The organism is Amycolatopsis orientalis DSM 43388, from assembly GCF_000411975.1.
GTDB lineage: Bacteria > Actinomycetota > Actinomycetes > Mycobacteriales > Pseudonocardiaceae > Amycolatopsis > Amycolatopsis orientalis_D.
Genome location: NZ_ASXG01000079.1, coordinates 66,998 through 83,094, shown reverse-complemented (window position 1 = coordinate 83,094; position 16,097 = coordinate 66,998). Strand labels below are relative to the sequence as shown.

General features: G+C 70.8%; 13 protein-coding genes. 8 read left to right on the top strand and 5 right to left on the bottom strand.

Annotated features, from left to right (window positions below; genetic code table 11):
- The first annotated feature begins 136 nt into the window (after positions 1 to 136).
- Entirely contained in the window at positions 137 to 1,933 is a 1,797-nt protein-coding gene (gene ggt, locus L942_RS16005; protein WP_037360885.1) for a gamma-glutamyltransferase, read from the top strand.
- An 81-nt stretch (positions 1,934 to 2,014) separates the two neighbouring features.
- Here the strand turns inward: ggt and L942_RS16000 are convergent, their stop codons facing one another.
- Both L942_RS16000 and L942_RS15995 read right to left on the bottom strand, forming a co-directional pair.
- Positions 2,015 to 2,485, bottom strand: coding sequence for a hypothetical protein (locus tag L942_RS16000; protein WP_158684476.1), 471 nt, complete (start codon positions 2,483 to 2,485; stop codon positions 2,015 to 2,017).
- A 185-nt stretch (positions 2,486 to 2,670) separates the two neighbouring features.
- A complete protein-coding gene (locus L942_RS15995; RefSeq protein WP_037360880.1) occupies positions 2,671 to 3,840 on the bottom strand; it encodes a helix-turn-helix domain-containing protein in 1,170 nt (389 codons plus the stop codon).
- 80 nt (positions 3,841 to 3,920) lie between these two features.
- On the opposite strand from L942_RS15995, the gene L942_RS15990 reads away from it, so the two are divergent.
- From L942_RS15990 to L942_RS15975, 4 genes are read left to right on the top strand one after another with little or no spacing between them, the layout of a single operon-like run.
- Positions 3,921 to 5,969, top strand: coding sequence for an acetate--CoA ligase family protein (locus L942_RS15990; RefSeq protein WP_235079162.1), 2,049 nt, complete (start codon positions 3,921 to 3,923; stop codon positions 5,967 to 5,969).
- Entirely contained in the window at positions 5,962 to 7,281 is a 1,320-nt protein-coding gene (locus L942_RS15985; RefSeq protein ID WP_037360874.1) for an alkyl sulfatase dimerization domain-containing protein, read from the top strand. Before L942_RS15990 ends, L942_RS15985 begins: the two co-directional genes overlap by 8 nt.
- Before the next feature lie 44 nt (positions 7,282 to 7,325).
- Positions 7,326 to 8,648: an MFS transporter gene (locus tag L942_RS15980; protein ID WP_037360872.1), complete on the top strand. Its 1,323-nt coding sequence runs from the start codon at positions 7,326 to 7,328 to the stop codon at positions 8,646 to 8,648.
- Entirely contained in the window at positions 8,648 to 9,829 is a 1,182-nt protein-coding gene (locus L942_RS15975) for an alkyl sulfatase dimerization domain-containing protein (RefSeq protein WP_037360871.1), read from the top strand. Before L942_RS15980 ends, L942_RS15975 begins: the two co-directional genes overlap by 1 nt.
- A 22-nt stretch (positions 9,830 to 9,851) precedes the next feature.
- On the opposite strand, the gene cysC is transcribed toward L942_RS15975, so the two are convergent.
- Together cysC and cysD are read right to left on the bottom strand one after the other, a co-directional pair.
- Positions 9,852 to 11,672 carry an adenylyl-sulfate kinase gene (gene cysC, locus L942_RS15970; protein ID WP_037361046.1) on the bottom strand — a complete coding sequence of 607 codons (1,821 nt, stop codon included), beginning with the start codon at positions 11,670 to 11,672 and terminating at the stop codon, positions 9,852 to 9,854.
- Positions 11,673 to 11,689: 17 nt separating this feature from the next.
- Positions 11,690 to 12,607 carry a sulfate adenylyltransferase subunit CysD gene (gene cysD, locus L942_RS15965; protein ID WP_037360870.1) on the bottom strand — a complete coding sequence of 306 codons (918 nt, stop codon included), beginning with the start codon at positions 12,605 to 12,607 and terminating at the stop codon, positions 11,690 to 11,692.
- An 81-nt stretch (positions 12,608 to 12,688) separates the two neighbouring features.
- Between cysD and L942_RS15960 the strand changes: the two genes are divergently transcribed.
- Positions 12,689 to 13,162 (top strand): nuclear transport factor 2 family protein, encoded by a 474-nt coding sequence (locus L942_RS15960; protein ID WP_037360868.1) that lies wholly within the window; start codon positions 12,689 to 12,691, stop codon positions 13,160 to 13,162.
- A 6-nt stretch (positions 13,163 to 13,168) separates the two neighbouring features.
- Here the strand turns inward: L942_RS15960 and L942_RS15955 are convergent, their stop codons facing one another.
- Entirely contained in the window at positions 13,169 to 14,056 is an 888-nt protein-coding gene (locus L942_RS15955; protein WP_037360867.1) for a helix-turn-helix domain-containing protein, read from the bottom strand.
- A gap of 87 nt (positions 14,057 to 14,143) precedes the next feature.
- On the opposite strand from L942_RS15955, the gene L942_RS15950 reads away from it, so the two are divergent.
- On the top strand, positions 14,144 to 15,313 hold the full coding sequence (locus L942_RS15950; protein WP_037360864.1) for a DUF1214 domain-containing protein: 1,170 nt from the start codon (positions 14,144 to 14,146) through the stop codon (positions 15,311 to 15,313).
- Positions 15,314 to 15,317: 4 nt separating this feature from the next.
- On the top strand, positions 15,318 to 16,097 hold the full coding sequence (locus L942_RS15945) for an SDR family oxidoreductase (RefSeq protein ID WP_037360861.1): 780 nt from the start codon (positions 15,318 to 15,320) through the stop codon (positions 16,095 to 16,097).

Sequence of the window (16,097 nt, the reverse complement as noted above, 5' to 3'; positions counted from 1 at the left end):
CCGGACCGCCCGCGCCGCCGCGAACCGCTGTCCTCTCGGCGCTCCGGGTGCTAGACAGGACCTCCCTGGTTTCACCGCCGCCTCACCCGGCGCGCCCGGCCCGGGGCTCCGGGCGCGCCGCCGAGAAAGGGTTGCCATGCCTGTGAAACGCATCTTCACCGCCACGATGGCCACCGGGCTCGCCGCTGTCTGCGCATTGGCCGCGGCACCCGCTGCCTCGGCAAGACCGGCCCCGCCGCCGACTCCGGTAGCGCAGGGCTCCGGGGGCGCGGTCGTCTCCGACACCGTCGAGTCCACCCAGGCCGGGATCGACGTGCTGCGCCGCGGCGGCACCGCCGCGGACGCCGCGGTCGCCGTCGCCGCGACGCTCGGCGTGACCGACCCGTACGTCGCCGGTCTCGGCGGCGGCGGATATTTCGTCTACTACGACGCCCGCACCAAGACCGTGTCCACTATCGACGGCCGTGAGACCACCCCGGCGGGCGACTCGTCGTCCATGTTCGTCGACCCGGCCACCGGCCAGCCGTACGCGTTCGAGACCGCCGTCGAGAGCGGCCGTTCCGTCGGCGTGCCGGGAATGCTCGCCACCTGGCAGCGCGCCCTGCAGCGCTGGGGCAAGTTCAGCCTCGCGGACAACCTCAAGCCCGCCGAGAAGGTCGCGCAGCACGGGTTCGTCGTCACGCCCGAGTTCGAGCGGCAGACGCAGTCCGTGGCGGCGAAGCTGGCCCACTTCTCCCCCAGCGCCGAGCTGTTCCTGCCCGGCGGAGCCGCCCCGAAGGTCGGTTCCGTGCTGCGAAACCCCGATCTCGCCGCGACCTACCGGCAGATCGAGCGCGAGGGCATCGGCGCGTTCTACGGCGGCCCGGTCGGCCGCGACCTCGTCCAGGCGGTGCAGAACCCGCCGGCCGCATCCGGCACCGCGACCCCGCTGACCGGCCCGATGCAGCTGTCCGACCTGCGCGCGTACCGTGCGCTCGACGGCGCGCCGACGCACATCGACTACCGCGGCTACGACGTCTACGGCATGGCCCCGTCCTCCAGCGGCGGCATCACCGTCGGCGAATCCCTGAACATCCTGGGCAACTTCCCGCTGTCCACGATGGACCAGACGCAGGCGCTGCACCACTACCTGGAGGCGAGCCGGCTCGCGTTCGCCGACCGCAACCGCTACATCGGCGACGCTCGCTACGTCAATGTGCCGCAGCAGCAGCTGCTCTCCAAGCAATTCGCGGCGAGCCGCGCGTGCCTGATCGATCCGGGCAAAGCCGGGTCGAGCCCCGTCGCCCCCGGCGATCCGTACGCCCCCGGACCGGGGTGCACCACCGCTCCGGCCGCGTCGTCGGACAGCAACGAGCAGCACACGAACCACTTCGTCGTCACCGACAAGCAGGGCAACATCGTGTCCTACACCAACACGATCGAACAGCTGGCCGGCAGCGGCATCACCGTGCCGGGACGCGGTTTCCTGCTGAACAACGAGCTGACCGACTTCAACTTCGCCCCGACGCAGGGCTCGGCCCCGGACCCGAACCTGCCCGCGCCGGGCAAGCGGCCGCGGTCGAGCATGTCGCCGACGATCGTGCTGCACGACGGCAAGCCGTTCCTCGCGGTCGGTTCGCCGGGCGGCGCGACGATCATCACGACCGTCCTGCAGATCCTCGTCAACCGGCTCGACTTCGGCATGAGCCTGCCGGACGCGATCGCCGCCCCGCGCGCCTCCCAGCGCAACGCGGCGACCACCGACGCGGAACCGGCGTTCCTCGCCCTGCCCGTGGTGAAGGGTCTCGAAGCGCTGGGACAGAAGTTCAAGGACGCCGGTGCCATCGGCGTGGCGGCCGGGATCGAATTCCTGCCGCACGGACAGCTGCTGGCCGCCGGGGAACCGACCCGGCGCGGCGGCACGTCCGCGGCCGTGGTGGACGGGAAGCACTGACCCCGCGCCGGCCCGCCGCCTTTCCCGGGCGGCGGGCCGTCAACGGCAGTTCCTTGCCGGTGCCGCATCGACGCTGCGCGGTCACGCGCAAGCCTTACGGATGGCCGCGTTGACCCGCGCCCCTTCAGCGCGGCTCAACGGGTGTTGCGGAGTGCTGAAACTCTGGACCGCCTCGCCATCGGGATCGGCGAGATGGGCGTTGAGCACGGTGCACTGCCGGACTACCCGCCGGGGAAAGCAAGGCAGCTCCTGAAGCGGCCGCAGCCCGTGCTCGACCAAAGCGCTCTCTACTCGGGCCATTCCGACGGTGGCGTAGTCCTTCGCCACCATGTCCTCCGGGTTGTCCGCGAACCCCCGCATCCAGCTCGGCAGGTACCGAGGGTCCGCTTTGACCGGAGGCGGCATCGGACCGGATTCCGGGGCGGGCGAGGAAAATGCGGGGGACGACGGCGGCGGCGGAGTGCTCGCCGGACTGCCGGGACTGCGCGATGGCACCGGTGGCGTCGAAGCGCACGCGGACAAGGCGACCGCGGCGGCGGCGACCGTCGCCATCCGCCCTCCGGCCCTGACTGAACGCTGGGTGCCCCTTGGGCCTGGTCGACGTCCTGGCACGACAAGCTCCGCTCCTGGGTGGGCTCGACTGGCGACCGGTCCTGGTTCCTCCGGCAAACCGTGCCATGCCGCGCCGGGAGGGTTCCCCGGATGACCGCGGCGTTCCCGTCATCTCGCCGGGGCGGTCAGCCGGCCAAGCCCAGCGAAGCGCCGAGCAGCAGAAGTCCTTTGGCCGTCCGCGGATCCGCCCCGGTCAGGTTCGCGATCCGGGACAGGCGATTGTCCACTGTGTTCGGATGGACGTGCAGCTTGCGCGCGGTCTCCCGACGGTTGAAGTCGGTCTCGAAGTACGTCCGGAGGGTCGCGGTCAGATCGGGCTCGCCGTTCAGCCGCTCCGCCAGCGCACGCAGCTGAGGGGTCGCCGCGCTGTCGTGGTTCAGCTGGTATTCGAAGAGGTGGTCCGAGAGTACCGCGACGGTGTCGGGAACCGTGTTCAGCCGCAGCAGCCGCTCCGCTTCCGCTACCGCCGAGGGGATTTCGGACAGCTCGGTCGCGTGCGCGAACGCGCCGGTGATCTCGATGCCCGTCGTCTGGTGCGCCCGCGGCACCGCCAGCCGAGCCTCGGCCAGCGCGGTGTCGAGACTGTCCGAAGTAGACGGAAGCAGCAGCAGGCCGCCGTCGGGATCCAAGGCGGCCAGCACGTCTCCGGACAGTTCGCGACGCAGGTGCTGCAGCAGCAACCGCGCTTTTCGCTGACCGGCCAGGTGGCGGCCGACCGCGTCGCCGACGGAATCCGCCGGGTCCTGCGCGAAGCGCAACGCCAGCACGCCATAGGCCGGCGCGAGCCGGACGTCCGCCGGTTCCGGCACGACCTCCCCCGCGGCCAGCCGCCGGACCAGCGCTCGCGCCGCTTCGCGTTGTTCGTGGTCCGCGGTCTGGAATTCCTTCTGGTGCGCTTGCACAGCCACGTTCAACGCCCGGTGCAGGCAGTTCAGCAGCACGGCGGTCGTCTCCGCGGGCGGGCTGCCGCCCGACAGATCGTCGATCTCCGCCCACATTTCCTCGGCCGCCAGGAGATAGGCGTGCACGAACTCGCCGACCGGCAGCCCCTCCGCGCCTCGCTCCTGGCCGCGCCGGCGGAACAGCTCCAGCTCCTCCTCGCGCGGCTCGCTCCCCTCCCGGGCCGCGCGCGCGAACATCCGGCCGAACTCGCGGACTGTGTGCGCCATGTGCAGGTGCAGGTGTGCGGGCGCCTTGCCGCGGTAGTGCGGCGAGGTCTCGACGTACCGGCGGATCGTCCGCTCGCCCAGCTTCGGAAGCCGGTGCTCGAAGCTGCGCCACGACAGTTGTGACATGTCACAGCACGGTAGCCGAAAACCTGGGCGATGTGCGCTACCAGCTGGAGAGGCCAGCGGCGACAGTTGGGGTTGTGTCCATGGCCGCGATCACAGGAGGTCCCGCCCCGATGCGCTGCGAGCCGCTGTTCCGCCCGAAGTCGGTCGCCGTGGTCGGCGTGTCCGCGACCACCGCGCTGTCCTGGGGGCGGATCGCGCTGGACCGGCTGCTGCGCGGCGGCTACGGCGGCGAGGTGTTCGCGGTCTCTCGCGGCCCGCTCGAGCTGCCCGGCGTGCGCACGGTCGGCTCGCTCGCCGAAATCGGCTACGGCCCCGACCTCGTGGTCCTCGCGACCCCGGCGGAAACGGTCCCCGCGCTGGTCAGACAAGCGCGCGAACTCGGCTCCGGGGCGGTCATCGTCTTCGCGTCCGGTTTCGCCGAAGGCGGCAACACCGCCTTGGAGGACGAGCTCCGAGAGGCCGCCGGAGACGTGCCGGTGCTCGGCCCCAACTGCCTGGGCGTGGTGAGCCATCCGGCCGGAGTCCAGCTGTCGACGACCGTCTTCCTCGACCGCGAACGCGTCCCGCCGGGGCCGGTCGCGATCGTCACGCAAAGCGGCGCGATGGGGTTCGTGCTCGCCGATCTTCTCGAACAGGCCGGGATCGGCTATTCCTATTACGCGAGCGTCGGGAACGAAGCCTGCCTGTCCAGCCACGAAATCGGCTGCGACCTGCTCGGCCAGCCCGACGTCGAGGTGCTGGTGCTCTATCTCGAAGGCGTGCGCGACGCGGACGGTCTCCGCGCCCTCGGCCGGCAGGCGCGCGCGGCGGGCAAGACCGTGGTGGCCCTCGCGGTGGGCAGCAGCGCAGCCGGCCGCCAGGCCGCGCTCTCGCACACCGCAGCCGTCGCCGGTGATCATTTTCTGCTCGCTTCGCTGTGCCGGCAGGAAGGCATCCATCTCGTCACCGACGACGACCAGCTCGTGGACGCGGTGCTGTGCGCCCGCAAGGGCACGACGCTGCCCCCGGCTCCTCGCCTGGCGGTGCTGACGATGTCCGGCGGCGCGGGCGGCATCCTCGCCGACAACCTGACCGCGCTGGGGGTCCGGATTCCCCCGCTGTCCGCCTCGACCCGCGCGAAGCTCGCGGAGGTCGGCGGCGTCGAGGCCGCCGACGAGAACCCGGTCGACCTCGGCGGCAACATCGACCGCTGGATGGACCGGGTCGGCGATCTGCTCGGCGCGCTCGACGAGGATCCGGAGCTGGACGGCGTCGTGCTCTACCTGACGTTCGGCGACCGGTTCCGGGAGGCCTACCACCGGCTGGCCGCGGCCGCCGCCGCGACGCGGACGCCGACGTGGTTCGTCTGGGCCTGTGCCCCGCCCGGCGAGCTCGCGAACCTCGGGCGGCCGGACACCGTATTGCCCAGCATCGGCGCGCTCGTGCGCCGCCTCCGGGTGCTGGTCCCGGACCGGGTGCCGGAACCCGAGCACCCCTCCGCGGCCGAGAACCGTCCAGTGTGGACCGAACTGCGGGCTGTTCCGCTGCTGGAGCACGCTGGGATCCCGCACGTGGACACCGTCGCCGGACCCGATCTCGCCGCCGCGGTACGGCAAAACGGCTGGCCGGAGCCGTATGTCGTCAAGGGCGACGCCGCCGACGTGCCGCACCGCGCCCGAGCCGGGCTGGTCCGTGTCGGCGTCACCGCGGCCGAGTTGCCTGCGGTGCTGGACACGCTCCAAGCGCGGCTGGACGAGGTCTCCGCCGACCCCGAGCGCACCCTCGTCGTGCAACCGCTGCTGCCCCACACCGCCGAACTCGCCCTAGGCGCGACGCGGGATCCGTTGTACGGCACCGCAATCGTGCTCGGCGCGGGCGGCGACCGGGCCGAGGATCCGACCGCCCCTCGCCGCGCGCTGCTGCTCCCGGCGACCTCGGAGCAACGGGCGGAGCTGGCCGAATGGGCCGGCGACGTGCTCGGCGCCCCGGTCCCGGCCGTCGCCGCCGCGATCGACGGACTGATCAAAATCCTCGGCGACCACCCGGAGTTCGCCGAAGCCGATCTCAACCCGCTCTGCGCAGCCGGCGACGACCTGATCGCCGTCGACGCGCTGTTCACCGAAAACGCTCAGGAGGCATCCCGTGACTGACCTGCTCGACTACGCCGACAAAGTCTGGCGAGGCGAGGCCGACACCCGCGTCTACCACACCGGCACGCTGCGCGAGGACGGTCTGCACGAGCTGGCCGAGGGCGTCTGGATGTGGCCGGCGTTCGGCAACGTCTTCCTCTTCCCCACCTCCGACGGCCTGTTCTGCTTCGACACCGGCGAACGCCGCACCGCGAAAGACCTTTTCGCCGCGACCCGCGCCCGCACCGACGCCCCGCTGCACACCGCCGTCTACTCGCACGGGCACATCGACCACGTCTTCGGCGTCGGCCCGTTCGACCTCGAAGCCGAGGAACGCGGCTGGCGGCGCCCGTCCGTGCTGGCGCACGAAAACACGCCGCCGCGCTTCGCGCGATACGAACGCACCCGGGGCTACAACACGGTGATCAACCAGCGCCAGTTCCAGTCCCCCGGCTTCCGCTGGCCGGACCGGTACCGGCACCCGGACGTCACCTACCGCGACACCACGACGCTGCGGATCGGCGACCTCGACGTCCGGCTGAAGCACGGCCGCGGCGAGACGGACGACGCGACGATCGCGTGGCTGCCGGACCGGAAAATCCTGTGCTGCGGCGACTTTTTCATCTGGTCCTCCCCCAACCCGGGCAACCCGCAGAAGGTGCAGCGCTACGCCGCCGAATGGGCGCAGGCGCTGCGCTGGATGGCCGGGCTCGGCGCGGAACTGCTGCTGCCCGGGCACGGCGTGCCGATCGCCGGCGCCGACCGGGTCCGGACCGCGCTGTCCGACACCGCGGAGTTCCTCGAAACCCTGCACGACCAGACCGTGGACGCGATGAACGCCGGAGCCACGCTCGACGAGGTCGTGCACGGCGTCACCGCACCCGCCGAACTGCTGGCCAAGCCGTACCTGAAACCGTCCTACGACGAGCCGGAATTCGTCGTCCGCAACGTCTGGCGGCTCTACGGCGGCTGGTACGACGGCAACCCGGCCAACCTCAAACCCGCCCGCCGCGCCGACCTGTCCCGCGAACTCGCCGACCTCTCCGGCGGCGCCGACCGGCTGGCCGCGCGGGCGCGGGAACTGCTCGCCGCCGGCGAGCACCGGCTGGCCGGACACTTCGCCCAGCTCGCGGTGGACGCCGCCCCGGACGACGAAACCGCGCACACCGCCCGCGCGGAAGTGTTCGCCGCGCTGGAAAAAGCCGCGACCTCGACGATGGCCAAGGGCGTCTACGCCTGGGCCGCCGCCGAATCCCGAGCCGTGCTCGACGGCACCGACCGCGCCGAGCAGCTGCGCGCCCGCACCGCGGGCCGCACCCGCTGGGCCTTCTGACCCGCCACCCCGTCCGACAACGACGTTGAAATGGGGACCCCACGATGAACGCTCCCGTCCTCCCCGCCGAAACCGCCGCGCGCCGGCGCACCCGCGGCACCAGCGCCCGCGGCTGGGTCGTCACCGGGCTGCTGCTGGTGTTCATGCTGATCAACTTCGCGGACAAGGCCGTGCTCGGGCTCGCCGCGAAGCCGCTGATGCACGATCTCGGCCTGTCGCCCGAGGCGTACGGCCTGATCAGCAGCGGGTTCTACTTCCTGTTCAGCATTTCCGCGATCGTGGTCGGGTTCGTGGCGAACCGCGTGCCGACGAAGTGGATCCTGCTGGCGCTCGGCGTGATTTGGGCGCTGACGCAGGCCCCGATGCTCGGCACGGTCGGGTTCGGGGCGGTGCTGGTCAGCCGGATCGTCCTCGGCGCGGCCGAAGGCCCGGCGAACCCGCTGGCCATGCACGCGGCGTACAAGTGGTTCCCCAACGAGAAACGCGGCCTGCCGAGCGCGTTGCTGAACGCCGGGTCCGGGATCGGCGTGGCGCTGGCGTCTCCGCTGCTGACGGCGCTGATCGTCGGCTACGGCTGGCGGTGGGCGTTCTTCGCGCTGCTCGTCGTCGGCTTGGTCTGGTCGCTGCTGTGGGCGATTTTCGGCCGGGAGGGCAAGGTCGCCGGAACGGCTTCGGTGCACGCGCCGACGGTCAAGTCCGAAGCGGACGAACCCCGCGTCCCGTACCGGCGCATCCTGGTGAACGGCACCTGGCTCGGCGGGTTCCTGGCCGGATTCGCCGCGTACTGGGCACTGTCCGTGCTGGTCGCGTGGGTGCCGCACTACCTCGAAACGGCGCTGCACTACAGCACGGTGACCACCGGGACGCTCGTCGCGCTGCCGTGGATCGCGTCGGTCGTGTTCAACCTCGCCCAGGGCGCGCTCAGCGACCGGCTGATGCGACGCGGCGTGTCGAGCCGCGTGGCCCGCGGCGTGCTCGGCGGCATCGCGGTGCTGATCTCCGGTCTCGCGATGCTGCTCTTCCCGCACACCGGGGGCTGGTTCCAGATCGCGCTGCTGACCGTCGCGTTCAGCCTGGGCGGGGTCGTGTTCGCGCTCGGCGTCACGATGAACGCCGAGATCAGCCCGACCCGCCAGCGCGGCGCGGTGCTGTCGATCACCGTCGGCCTGGTCACCACGGCCGGGTTGCTCGCGCCGTACCTCACCGGGCGGCTGATCCAGGCCGCGTCGTCTCCGGCCAGCGGCTTCACGCTCGCCTTCACCATCAGCGGCCTGCTGTCCGTCGCGGGCGGCCTGCTGGCGGTGTTCTTCGTCAACCCGGACCGCACCGCGCGGCGGCTCGGACTTCGCAGTGAGGCGGTCGGCTGATGCCCTTCCAAGACAGGAAAAACCCGCTCTACGGCAGCGGCGAGATCACCGAGGTCGCGCCGGGCGTCCGCTCGATCGGCCTGCAGGGCAACAGCCTGGCGGTGGAAACGGAGTCCGGGCTCGTCGTGGTCGACACCGGACCGTCTCCGGATCTCGTCGCGCCGGTGCTGGACCAGCTGGGCGAACCGGTGCGGTGGATCGTCTACAGCCACGGGCATCTCGGCTACAACTACGGCGTGCCCGGGTTCTTCGAGTACGCCGCCGCGCACGGGCAGCGCCGCCCGACCGTCGTGGCGCACGAGAACGTCGTCCGGCGCTACCAGCGGTATCTCGAGACGGCCGGGTTGCAGAACCGCATCAACACCCGGCAGTTCCGCCGTCCGATGGCCGATCTGACGGCTCCGCCGCCGGTCACCTTCCCGGACCAGACCTATCGGGAAGCACTCACCCTCGCCCCGGACGTCCGGCTGCTGTGGGCACCGTCGGAAACGGACGACGTGACCGCGGTATGGCTGCCGTCCCAACGGGTTTTGTACGGCAGCGCGGCGGTGATCAACGGCATCCCCAACATCGGGACTCCGATGCGGACCATGCGCGACACTGTCCGGTGGGCCGACACCCTGGACCGGCTCGCCGCGCTCGACCCGGCCGTGCTGGTGCCGGAGTTCGGCCCAGTGGTCCGCGACGACCCGGTCCGGCAGCTCACCATGACCGCCGCCGCGCTCCGGTGGCTGCGCGGCGCGGTAGTGGACGAGCTCAACCGGGGCCGGCGGGTGGACGACATCGTGCACGACCTGCGGTATCCGGCCGAGCTGTTCGACGTGCCGTGGATGCGGGAGCACTACGGGCACCGCGAGTACATCGTCCGCGACATCGTCCGGTCGGAAACCGGATGGTGGGACGGGAATCCGACGACCCTGCACCCGTCCCGCCCGGACGTCGCGGCCGCGGTCCGGGCCGAGGCGATCACGGACAAGCAGGCGGTGCTCGACCACGCCGAGCGGCTGCGCGGCGAGGGACGGGTGCAGGAGGCGCTGCACGTGATCGATTTGCTGGCGCTCGCGCCCGGCGACGACCCGCTGGTCAAGCAGGCGCGGGCGGTGAAGGAGGAACTCTGCGCGGCGCGGGCCGCCGAAGCCAGCAGTTACGTTTCGCGGAGTTTTTACCGCAGCGGGTGGTGAACGGTCCGACCGCCGCGGGACGTCACTCCAGCGCGGCGAGAACCAGCGCGGCCATCGCGGCCGGGTCGCCGTTTTCCGGGCGGAGCACCAGGTCCGGCGACACGGGTCGTTCGTACGGCGCGTCCACTCCGGTGAATCCGGTGATCTCGCCCGCGCGTGCCTTCGCGTACATGCCCTTCGGATCGCGGTCCTCGCACACTTCGAGCGGGGTGTCGACGAACACCTCCAAGAACGGCAGGCCCGCAGTCTCGTGCACAGCCCGGGCGAGTGCGCGGTCTGCCTGGTACGGACTGATCAACGACACCACCGCCACGACTCCGGCGTCGGCGAACAGCTTGGCGACTTCGGCGACGCGGCGGATGTTCTCCGCCCGGTGCGCCGGGGAGAACCCGAGGTCGCTGGTGAGCCCGTGCCGGAGGTTGTCGCCGTCCAGCAGGTAGGCGGGGCGGCCGGAAGCGACCAGCCTGCGCTCCAGTTCCACGGCCACGCTGGACTTGCCCGACGCGGACAGCCCGGTGAGCCAGATCGTGCGGCCGCGGGTCGCGCGTTCGTCCCGGGACACCGCCGCCGGATGCCAGACCACGTTCGGCGCGGTCGCGCTCGGACCGGTGATCACGCCCGCGCCGACGGTGTCGCCGGAGTGCTCGTCGACCAGGAGGAAACCGCCGGTCGGCCGGTTGCGCAGGTACGGGTCGAACAGCAGCGGCTGCCGCGTCCGCAGGCGGATCCGGCCGATCTCGTTGAGCGACAGGGACTCCGCGGTTTCGTCGCGGTGCAGCGTGGTGACGTCGAGCCGGTAGTCGAGCGCACGGACCTCGGCCTTGGTCTCGCGGGTGGTGTGCCGGACGAGGTAGTTCGCCCCCGGGGCGAGCGAGGCCTGTTCCGAGAACCAGCACACCATGGCGTCGACGTCCTGGCCCACGTGCGGACGGTTGCCCGGACGGCAGATCAGGTCCCCGCGGCTGAGGTCCAGTTCGTCGGCGAGTTCCATGGTGACCGCCAGCGACGCGAATGCCTCGGGCACCTCCGCCCCGCCGGGTCCCCAGATCGCGCGCACGGTCGTGGTGAACCCGGACGGCAGCACGGTCACCTCGTCGCCGGGCTTGAACACCCCGCCGGCGACGGTCCCGGCATAGCCGCGGAAATCCCGGGTGTGCTCGCGAATCACGTACTGCACCGGGAACCGCGCGTCGACCAGGTTGCGGTCGGAAGCGACGTGCACCTGTTCCAGGTGGTGCAACAGCGAAGTGCCCTCGTACCAGGGCATGCTCGCGCCCCGGTGCACCACATTGTCTCCGTGCAGCGCGGACATCGGCACGAACGTCAGGTCCGGGGCCCGCAATTTCATCGCGAACCGGCGGAAGTCCTCGCGGATTTCCTCGAACCGCTCCTGCGACCAGCCGACGAGGTCCATTTTGTTCACGCACACCACCAGGTGCCGGATGCCCAGCAGGCTGGCGAGGAACGCGTGCCGGCGCGACTGTTCGAGCACGCCCTTGCGCGCGTCGACCAGGATCAGCGCGACGTCCGAAGTGGACGCTCCGGTCACCATGTTCCGGGTGTACTGCACGGGCCCCGGGGTGTCGGCGATGATGAACTTCCGTTTGGGCGTGGCGAAATACCGGTGCGCGACGTCGATGGTGATGCCTTGCTCGCGTTCCGCGCGCAGGCCGTCGGTGAGCAGTGCGAGGTCCGGATACGCGTCGCCGCGGTCCCGGCTGGTGCGCTCGATCGCTTCGAGCTGGTCGGTGAAGACCGTCTTCGAATCGAACAGCAACCGGCCGATCAGGGTCGATTTGCCGTCGTCCACGCTGCCCGCGGTCGCGAACCGCACCGTCGTCATGCGGTTGCCCGCGCGCATCAGAAGTAGCCTTCCTTCTTGCGGTCTTCCATCCCGGCCTCGGAAATCCGGTCGTCGGCCCGGGTCGCGCCGCGTTCGGTCACCCGCGTCGCGGCGACCTCGGCCACCACTTCCGCTGGCGAGGAAGCCGTCGATTCGACGCACCCGGTGCAGGTCGCGTCGCCGATCGTGCGGAAGCGAACCGTTGCGGGGAAAGGAACTTCACCCTCGGCCACGGCGAGGAACCGGGTGTCCGCGAGCAGCATCCCGTCGCGCTGGACCACCGATCGGCGGTGCGCGTAGTACAGCGACGGCAGGGTGACCTCCTCCGCTTCGACGTACTGCCAGATGTCCAGCTCGGTCCAGTTCGACAACGGGAACACCCGGATGTGCTCGCCTTTGCGATGGCGGCCGTTGTAGAGATTCCACAATTCCGGTCGCTGCCGCCGGGGATCCCATTGGCCGAATTCGTCGCGGAAGCTGAACACGCGTTCCTTCGCCCGGGCTTTCTCCTCGTCCCGGCGCGCGCCGCCGAACACCGCGTCGAAACCGTTCTCGCGGATGCCGCGGAGCAAAGTCGCGGTCTGGAGCCGGTTCCGGCCCGCCTTCGGGTCTTCGACGACCCGGCCCGCGTCGATGTCGTCCTGGACGCGCGCGACCAGCAGCCGCAAGCCGTAGCGCTCGACAACCTCGTCCCGGAACCGGATGACCTCGTCGAAATTGTGCCCGGTGTCGACGTGCATGACCGGGAACGGCAGCGGCGCGGGCCAGAACGCCTTGGCCGCGACGTGCAGCATCACCATCGAGTCTTTTCCGCCGGAGAACAGCAGCACCGGCCGCTCGAAGGTCGCCGCGACCTCGCGGAAGACGTGCACTGCTTCGGCTTCGAGCGCACCGAGGTGGCTCAGCTCGTAGGCCGGGGGTGCCTGGGTCGCCATCGGATCCGCCCTTCCGGGTTCGAGGACAGAAAAGTAGAACAGGTTCTTGCGCTCGGTCAAGCAGCGGAGGACGCTGAGCGGATGGATCTGGCCGCACTCGAAGAAATCCGCCGCGTGAAATTCCGCTACCTCCGCTGCCTCGACCTGAAGCGCTGGGACGAGATGGCGGAGACGCTGACCGCCGACGCCCGTGTGCACTACGGCACGCCCGCCTACGGCGAACCGCTGAACTTCGACAACCGCGACGCGCTGATGGAGTTCCTGCGCACCGCGGTCGGCCCCGGCATCACGACGGCGCACTTCGCCGGCCATCCGGAAATCGAGATCGACGGCGACACCGCGACCGGCCGGTGGCTGTTCCAGGACAAGGTGATCGTCGCCGAGCACCGCGTGGTGATCGAGGGCGCCGCGTACTACGAGGACACCTACCGGCGCGAGGACGGCGAATGGCGGATCAGCAGCACCGGATACGAGCGGCTGTACGAAACGCTGGTGTCGATGAAGGATCAGCCGGGATGGCAGCTGACGGCGAACCGGTGGGGCCGGCCCGCCTGACCGGGCTCAGCGCCGAGCCGGCCGAACCCCGCCCGCTTCCGCGGTCACCGCGTCCGCGACCGCGGCCAACGCCGCTCCCCGGCGCGCGATCTCCGCACCCGTGATCGGCTCCCCGACCGACAACGTCAGCACCAGCTCCTGCCGCCCCGACGCGTCGAACGTCGGGGCGGCCAGCAGGCTCACCGCGTGCTTCTTCCGCGGTTCGAGGTCGGCGCCGAGGTACACGCGCTCCCCCAGGCTCGACACCAGCTCGCCGACCAGCCCCCGCACGTCGGGCGGCAGATCGCCGACGGCCACGCCCGCCATCAGCGTGTAGAGCCGGCGGCCCGCCGACGTCAGGCTCTCCACCAGATACCCGTGTTCCCGGCACTCCGCGACCACGCGGCGCAAGTACGCTTCGTCCAGCCTCACCGGCACCGCCGGCGGCGTGGCGAGCCAGGCGTCGAAGGCGGAATCGGCGTCCCACAGCACGTACATCAGCCCGACCGGCGGCGCGAACGGATACGTCTCGCCGAGCCGGACCTTGCCCGGCCCGGCGCTCTGCAGCATCAGGATGCGCCCGTCCACGACCGCCGACGCGGTGCACGTCGCCCGGTATCGGGAGCTGAGTTCTTCCAGGCGGCTGCGGGCGATTTCGCTGGCTCCGAAGCCCTCCGCCGCCGCGCGTCCGGCCGCGATCATCGCCGGCCCCAGGCGATACGTCGTGGTCCGGGGATCGCGGACCACGTATCCGCCCGCGGTCAGCTCGGCGAGGATGCCGAGGCAGGTCGGCTTGCTCAGGCCGAGTTCGCGGGCCAGCGCGGACAGCCCGAAGCGCTGGCCCGGCCGGGCCGCGAAATAGTCCAGCAACCGCACGACCCGTTCGGTCGGCGGCGAGCGCCGGGCAACCGCCATTGACCCGTCCTTAGAACGTGTTCTAGCCTCAACGGACACCAAACGTACCACTCCGGTACAGAATTGGACCAGCGGGAGGAGTCTCCGGTGCTGACCGAACCGCTCGCCGCCGCGATCGCCGAAGCCGAAAAGATCATCGCCGACGCCCCGCACGTCCGGACCGAACAGGACCTGATCGAGGGCTACGACTACCTCGCCGGGAGCATCCGCGCTTCGGTCCAGACGGCGTGGGCCTACGACCGGGACTTCCCGTACTTCACCCTCTCCACCGGCCCGTACACGAAAATGGGCCTGGACAACCCGGACACGCTGTACTTCAACGCGAACGTCCGCGAGGACCGCGAATACGTCGTCACCGGAACCCGCGGCACCACCGCCGACCTCAGCTTCCAGGTCCTCAACGGCGACTACACGCCGGTCGAGGTGCCCGACAGCGTGACCGCGTTCGACGACCGCGACATCCCGATCGCCGCCGACGGTTCCTTCGAGATCCGCTTCGGACCGGCGAAACCCGATCCCGAGCCCGGTTATTTCGTGCTCGGCCCGGGTTCGTCGATGCTCGTCGTCCGCGAGGTCTACAGCGACTGGGCGACCGAGCGGCGCGGCACGATCCAGCTTCGCTGTGCCGGCACCACCGGCCAGGCGCCGCCCGCGCCGACGCGCACCGCGATGGAGAAACGCTACGGCGTCACCGGGAAGATCCTGCTCAGCCGGTTGCGGACGTTCCTCGCCTTCCCGAAGTGGTTCTACCTGAACCTGCCGGCGAACACGATGACCGAACCGCGCAGCACCCCCGGCGGCCTGCCCACGCAGTACTCCTCGGCCGGGCACTACGAACTCGCCGACGACGAGGTCATGATCGTCACCGTGCCCCGGTCGGACGCGCCGTACCAGGGCATTCAGCTGGGCAGCCCGTGGTATGTCTCGCTCGACTACGTGCACCGCCAGACCAGCCTCACCGCCGACCAGGCCCGGGTCGACCCGGACGGCAGGATGCGGTTCGTGATCAGCGAGCGCGACCCCGGTCTCGCGAACTGGCTCGAACGCACCGGCCACGACCGCGGCTACGTGCAGATCCGCTGGCAGCGGCTGTCCCGGGAGCTGACCGCGGCGGACGGCCCTGAGGTCGAGGTGGTGAAGTTCGGCGAACTGGCCGAACGGCTGCCCTTCCACGAAGAAGCCCGCGTGACCCCCGAGGAATGGGCACAGCGGATCGCCGCGCGACAGGCCGCGGTCGCGGCCAGGATGCTGGGCTGACCCGATGGACCTCCTGGCCGGCAAAGTCGTTCTCGTGTCCGGGATCGGCCCGGGACTGGGCCGCTCCCTCGCCCTGCGCTCCGCCGCGGCCGGGGCCGACGTCGTCCTCGCCGCGCGCACCGAATCCCGGCTCGCCGAAGTCGCCGCCGAGGTCGAAGCGCTCGGCCGCCGTGCCGTCCCGGTGCCGACGGACATCACCGACGACGCCTCGGCGACCCAGCTCGTGGAGACCGCGCTGAGCGAGTTCGGACGGCTGGACACGGTGGTGAACAACGCTTTCGCGATCCCGCCGATCACCGATCTCGCCGAAGTCGATCTCGACGCGGTCCGCGCCGGCTTCGAAACCAACGTGCTCGCCGCGCTCCGGCTGACCCGGCTCTGCACCTCCGCGCTCGCCGAGAGCGCCGGCTCGGTGGTGATGATCAATTCGGCCGTGCTGCGGCATTCGCGGCGCACTTTCGGTGCGTACAAAATGGCCAAGGCGAGTCTGCTCGCCCTCGCCCAAAGCCTCGCCTCGGAGCTCGGGCCGCGCGGAATCCGGGTCAATTCCGTCGCGCCGGGCTACATCTGGGCGGACTCGCTCAAGTGGTACTTCGCGTACTTGGCCAAGGAACGCGGCGTTCCCGCGGAGCAGGTGTATGCGGAAACGGCGGAAACGATCGACCTGCGCCGTCTCCCGGAGCCGGACGAGATCGCCGACACCGTCGTGTTCCTCGCGTCCGCGCTCGCCCGCTGCGTCACCGGGCAATGCCTCGATGTCAACGCTGGCGAATACCACCACTGA

Bases quoted from the DNA above. Each gene is read 5' to 3' on its own strand.
- L942_RS15990 (WP_235079162.1), top strand. From the start codon at position 3,921: ATGGCCGCGATCACAGGAGGTCCCGCCCCGATGCGCTGCGAGCCGCTG.
- L942_RS16000 (WP_158684476.1), bottom strand. From the start codon at position 2,485: ATGGCGACGGTCGCCGCCGCCGCGGTCGCCTTGTCCGCGTGCGCTTCG.
- cysC (WP_037361046.1), bottom strand. From the start codon at position 11,672: ATGACGACGGTGCGGTTCGCGACCGCGGGCAGCGTGGACGACGGCAAA.
- L942_RS15975 (WP_037360871.1), top strand. From the start codon at position 8,648: ATGCCCTTCCAAGACAGGAAAAACCCGCTCTACGGCAGCGGCGAGATC.
- L942_RS15980 (WP_037360872.1), top strand. From the start codon at position 7,326: ATGAACGCTCCCGTCCTCCCCGCCGAAACCGCCGCGCGCCGGCGCACC.
- L942_RS15995 (WP_037360880.1), bottom strand. From the start codon at position 3,840: ATGTCACAACTGTCGTGGCGCAGCTTCGAGCACCGGCTTCCGAAGCTG.
- L942_RS15955 (WP_037360867.1), bottom strand. From the start codon at position 14,056: ATGGCGGTTGCCCGGCGCTCGCCGCCGACCGAACGGGTCGTGCGGTTG.
- ggt (WP_037360885.1), top strand. From the start codon at position 137: ATGCCTGTGAAACGCATCTTCACCGCCACGATGGCCACCGGGCTCGCC.
- L942_RS15945 (WP_037360861.1), top strand. From the start codon at position 15,318: ATGGACCTCCTGGCCGGCAAAGTCGTTCTCGTGTCCGGGATCGGCCCG.
- L942_RS15960 (WP_037360868.1), top strand. From the start codon at position 12,689: ATGGATCTGGCCGCACTCGAAGAAATCCGCCGCGTGAAATTCCGCTAC.
- cysD (WP_037360870.1), bottom strand. From the start codon at position 12,607: ATGGCGACCCAGGCACCCCCGGCCTACGAGCTGAGCCACCTCGGTGCG.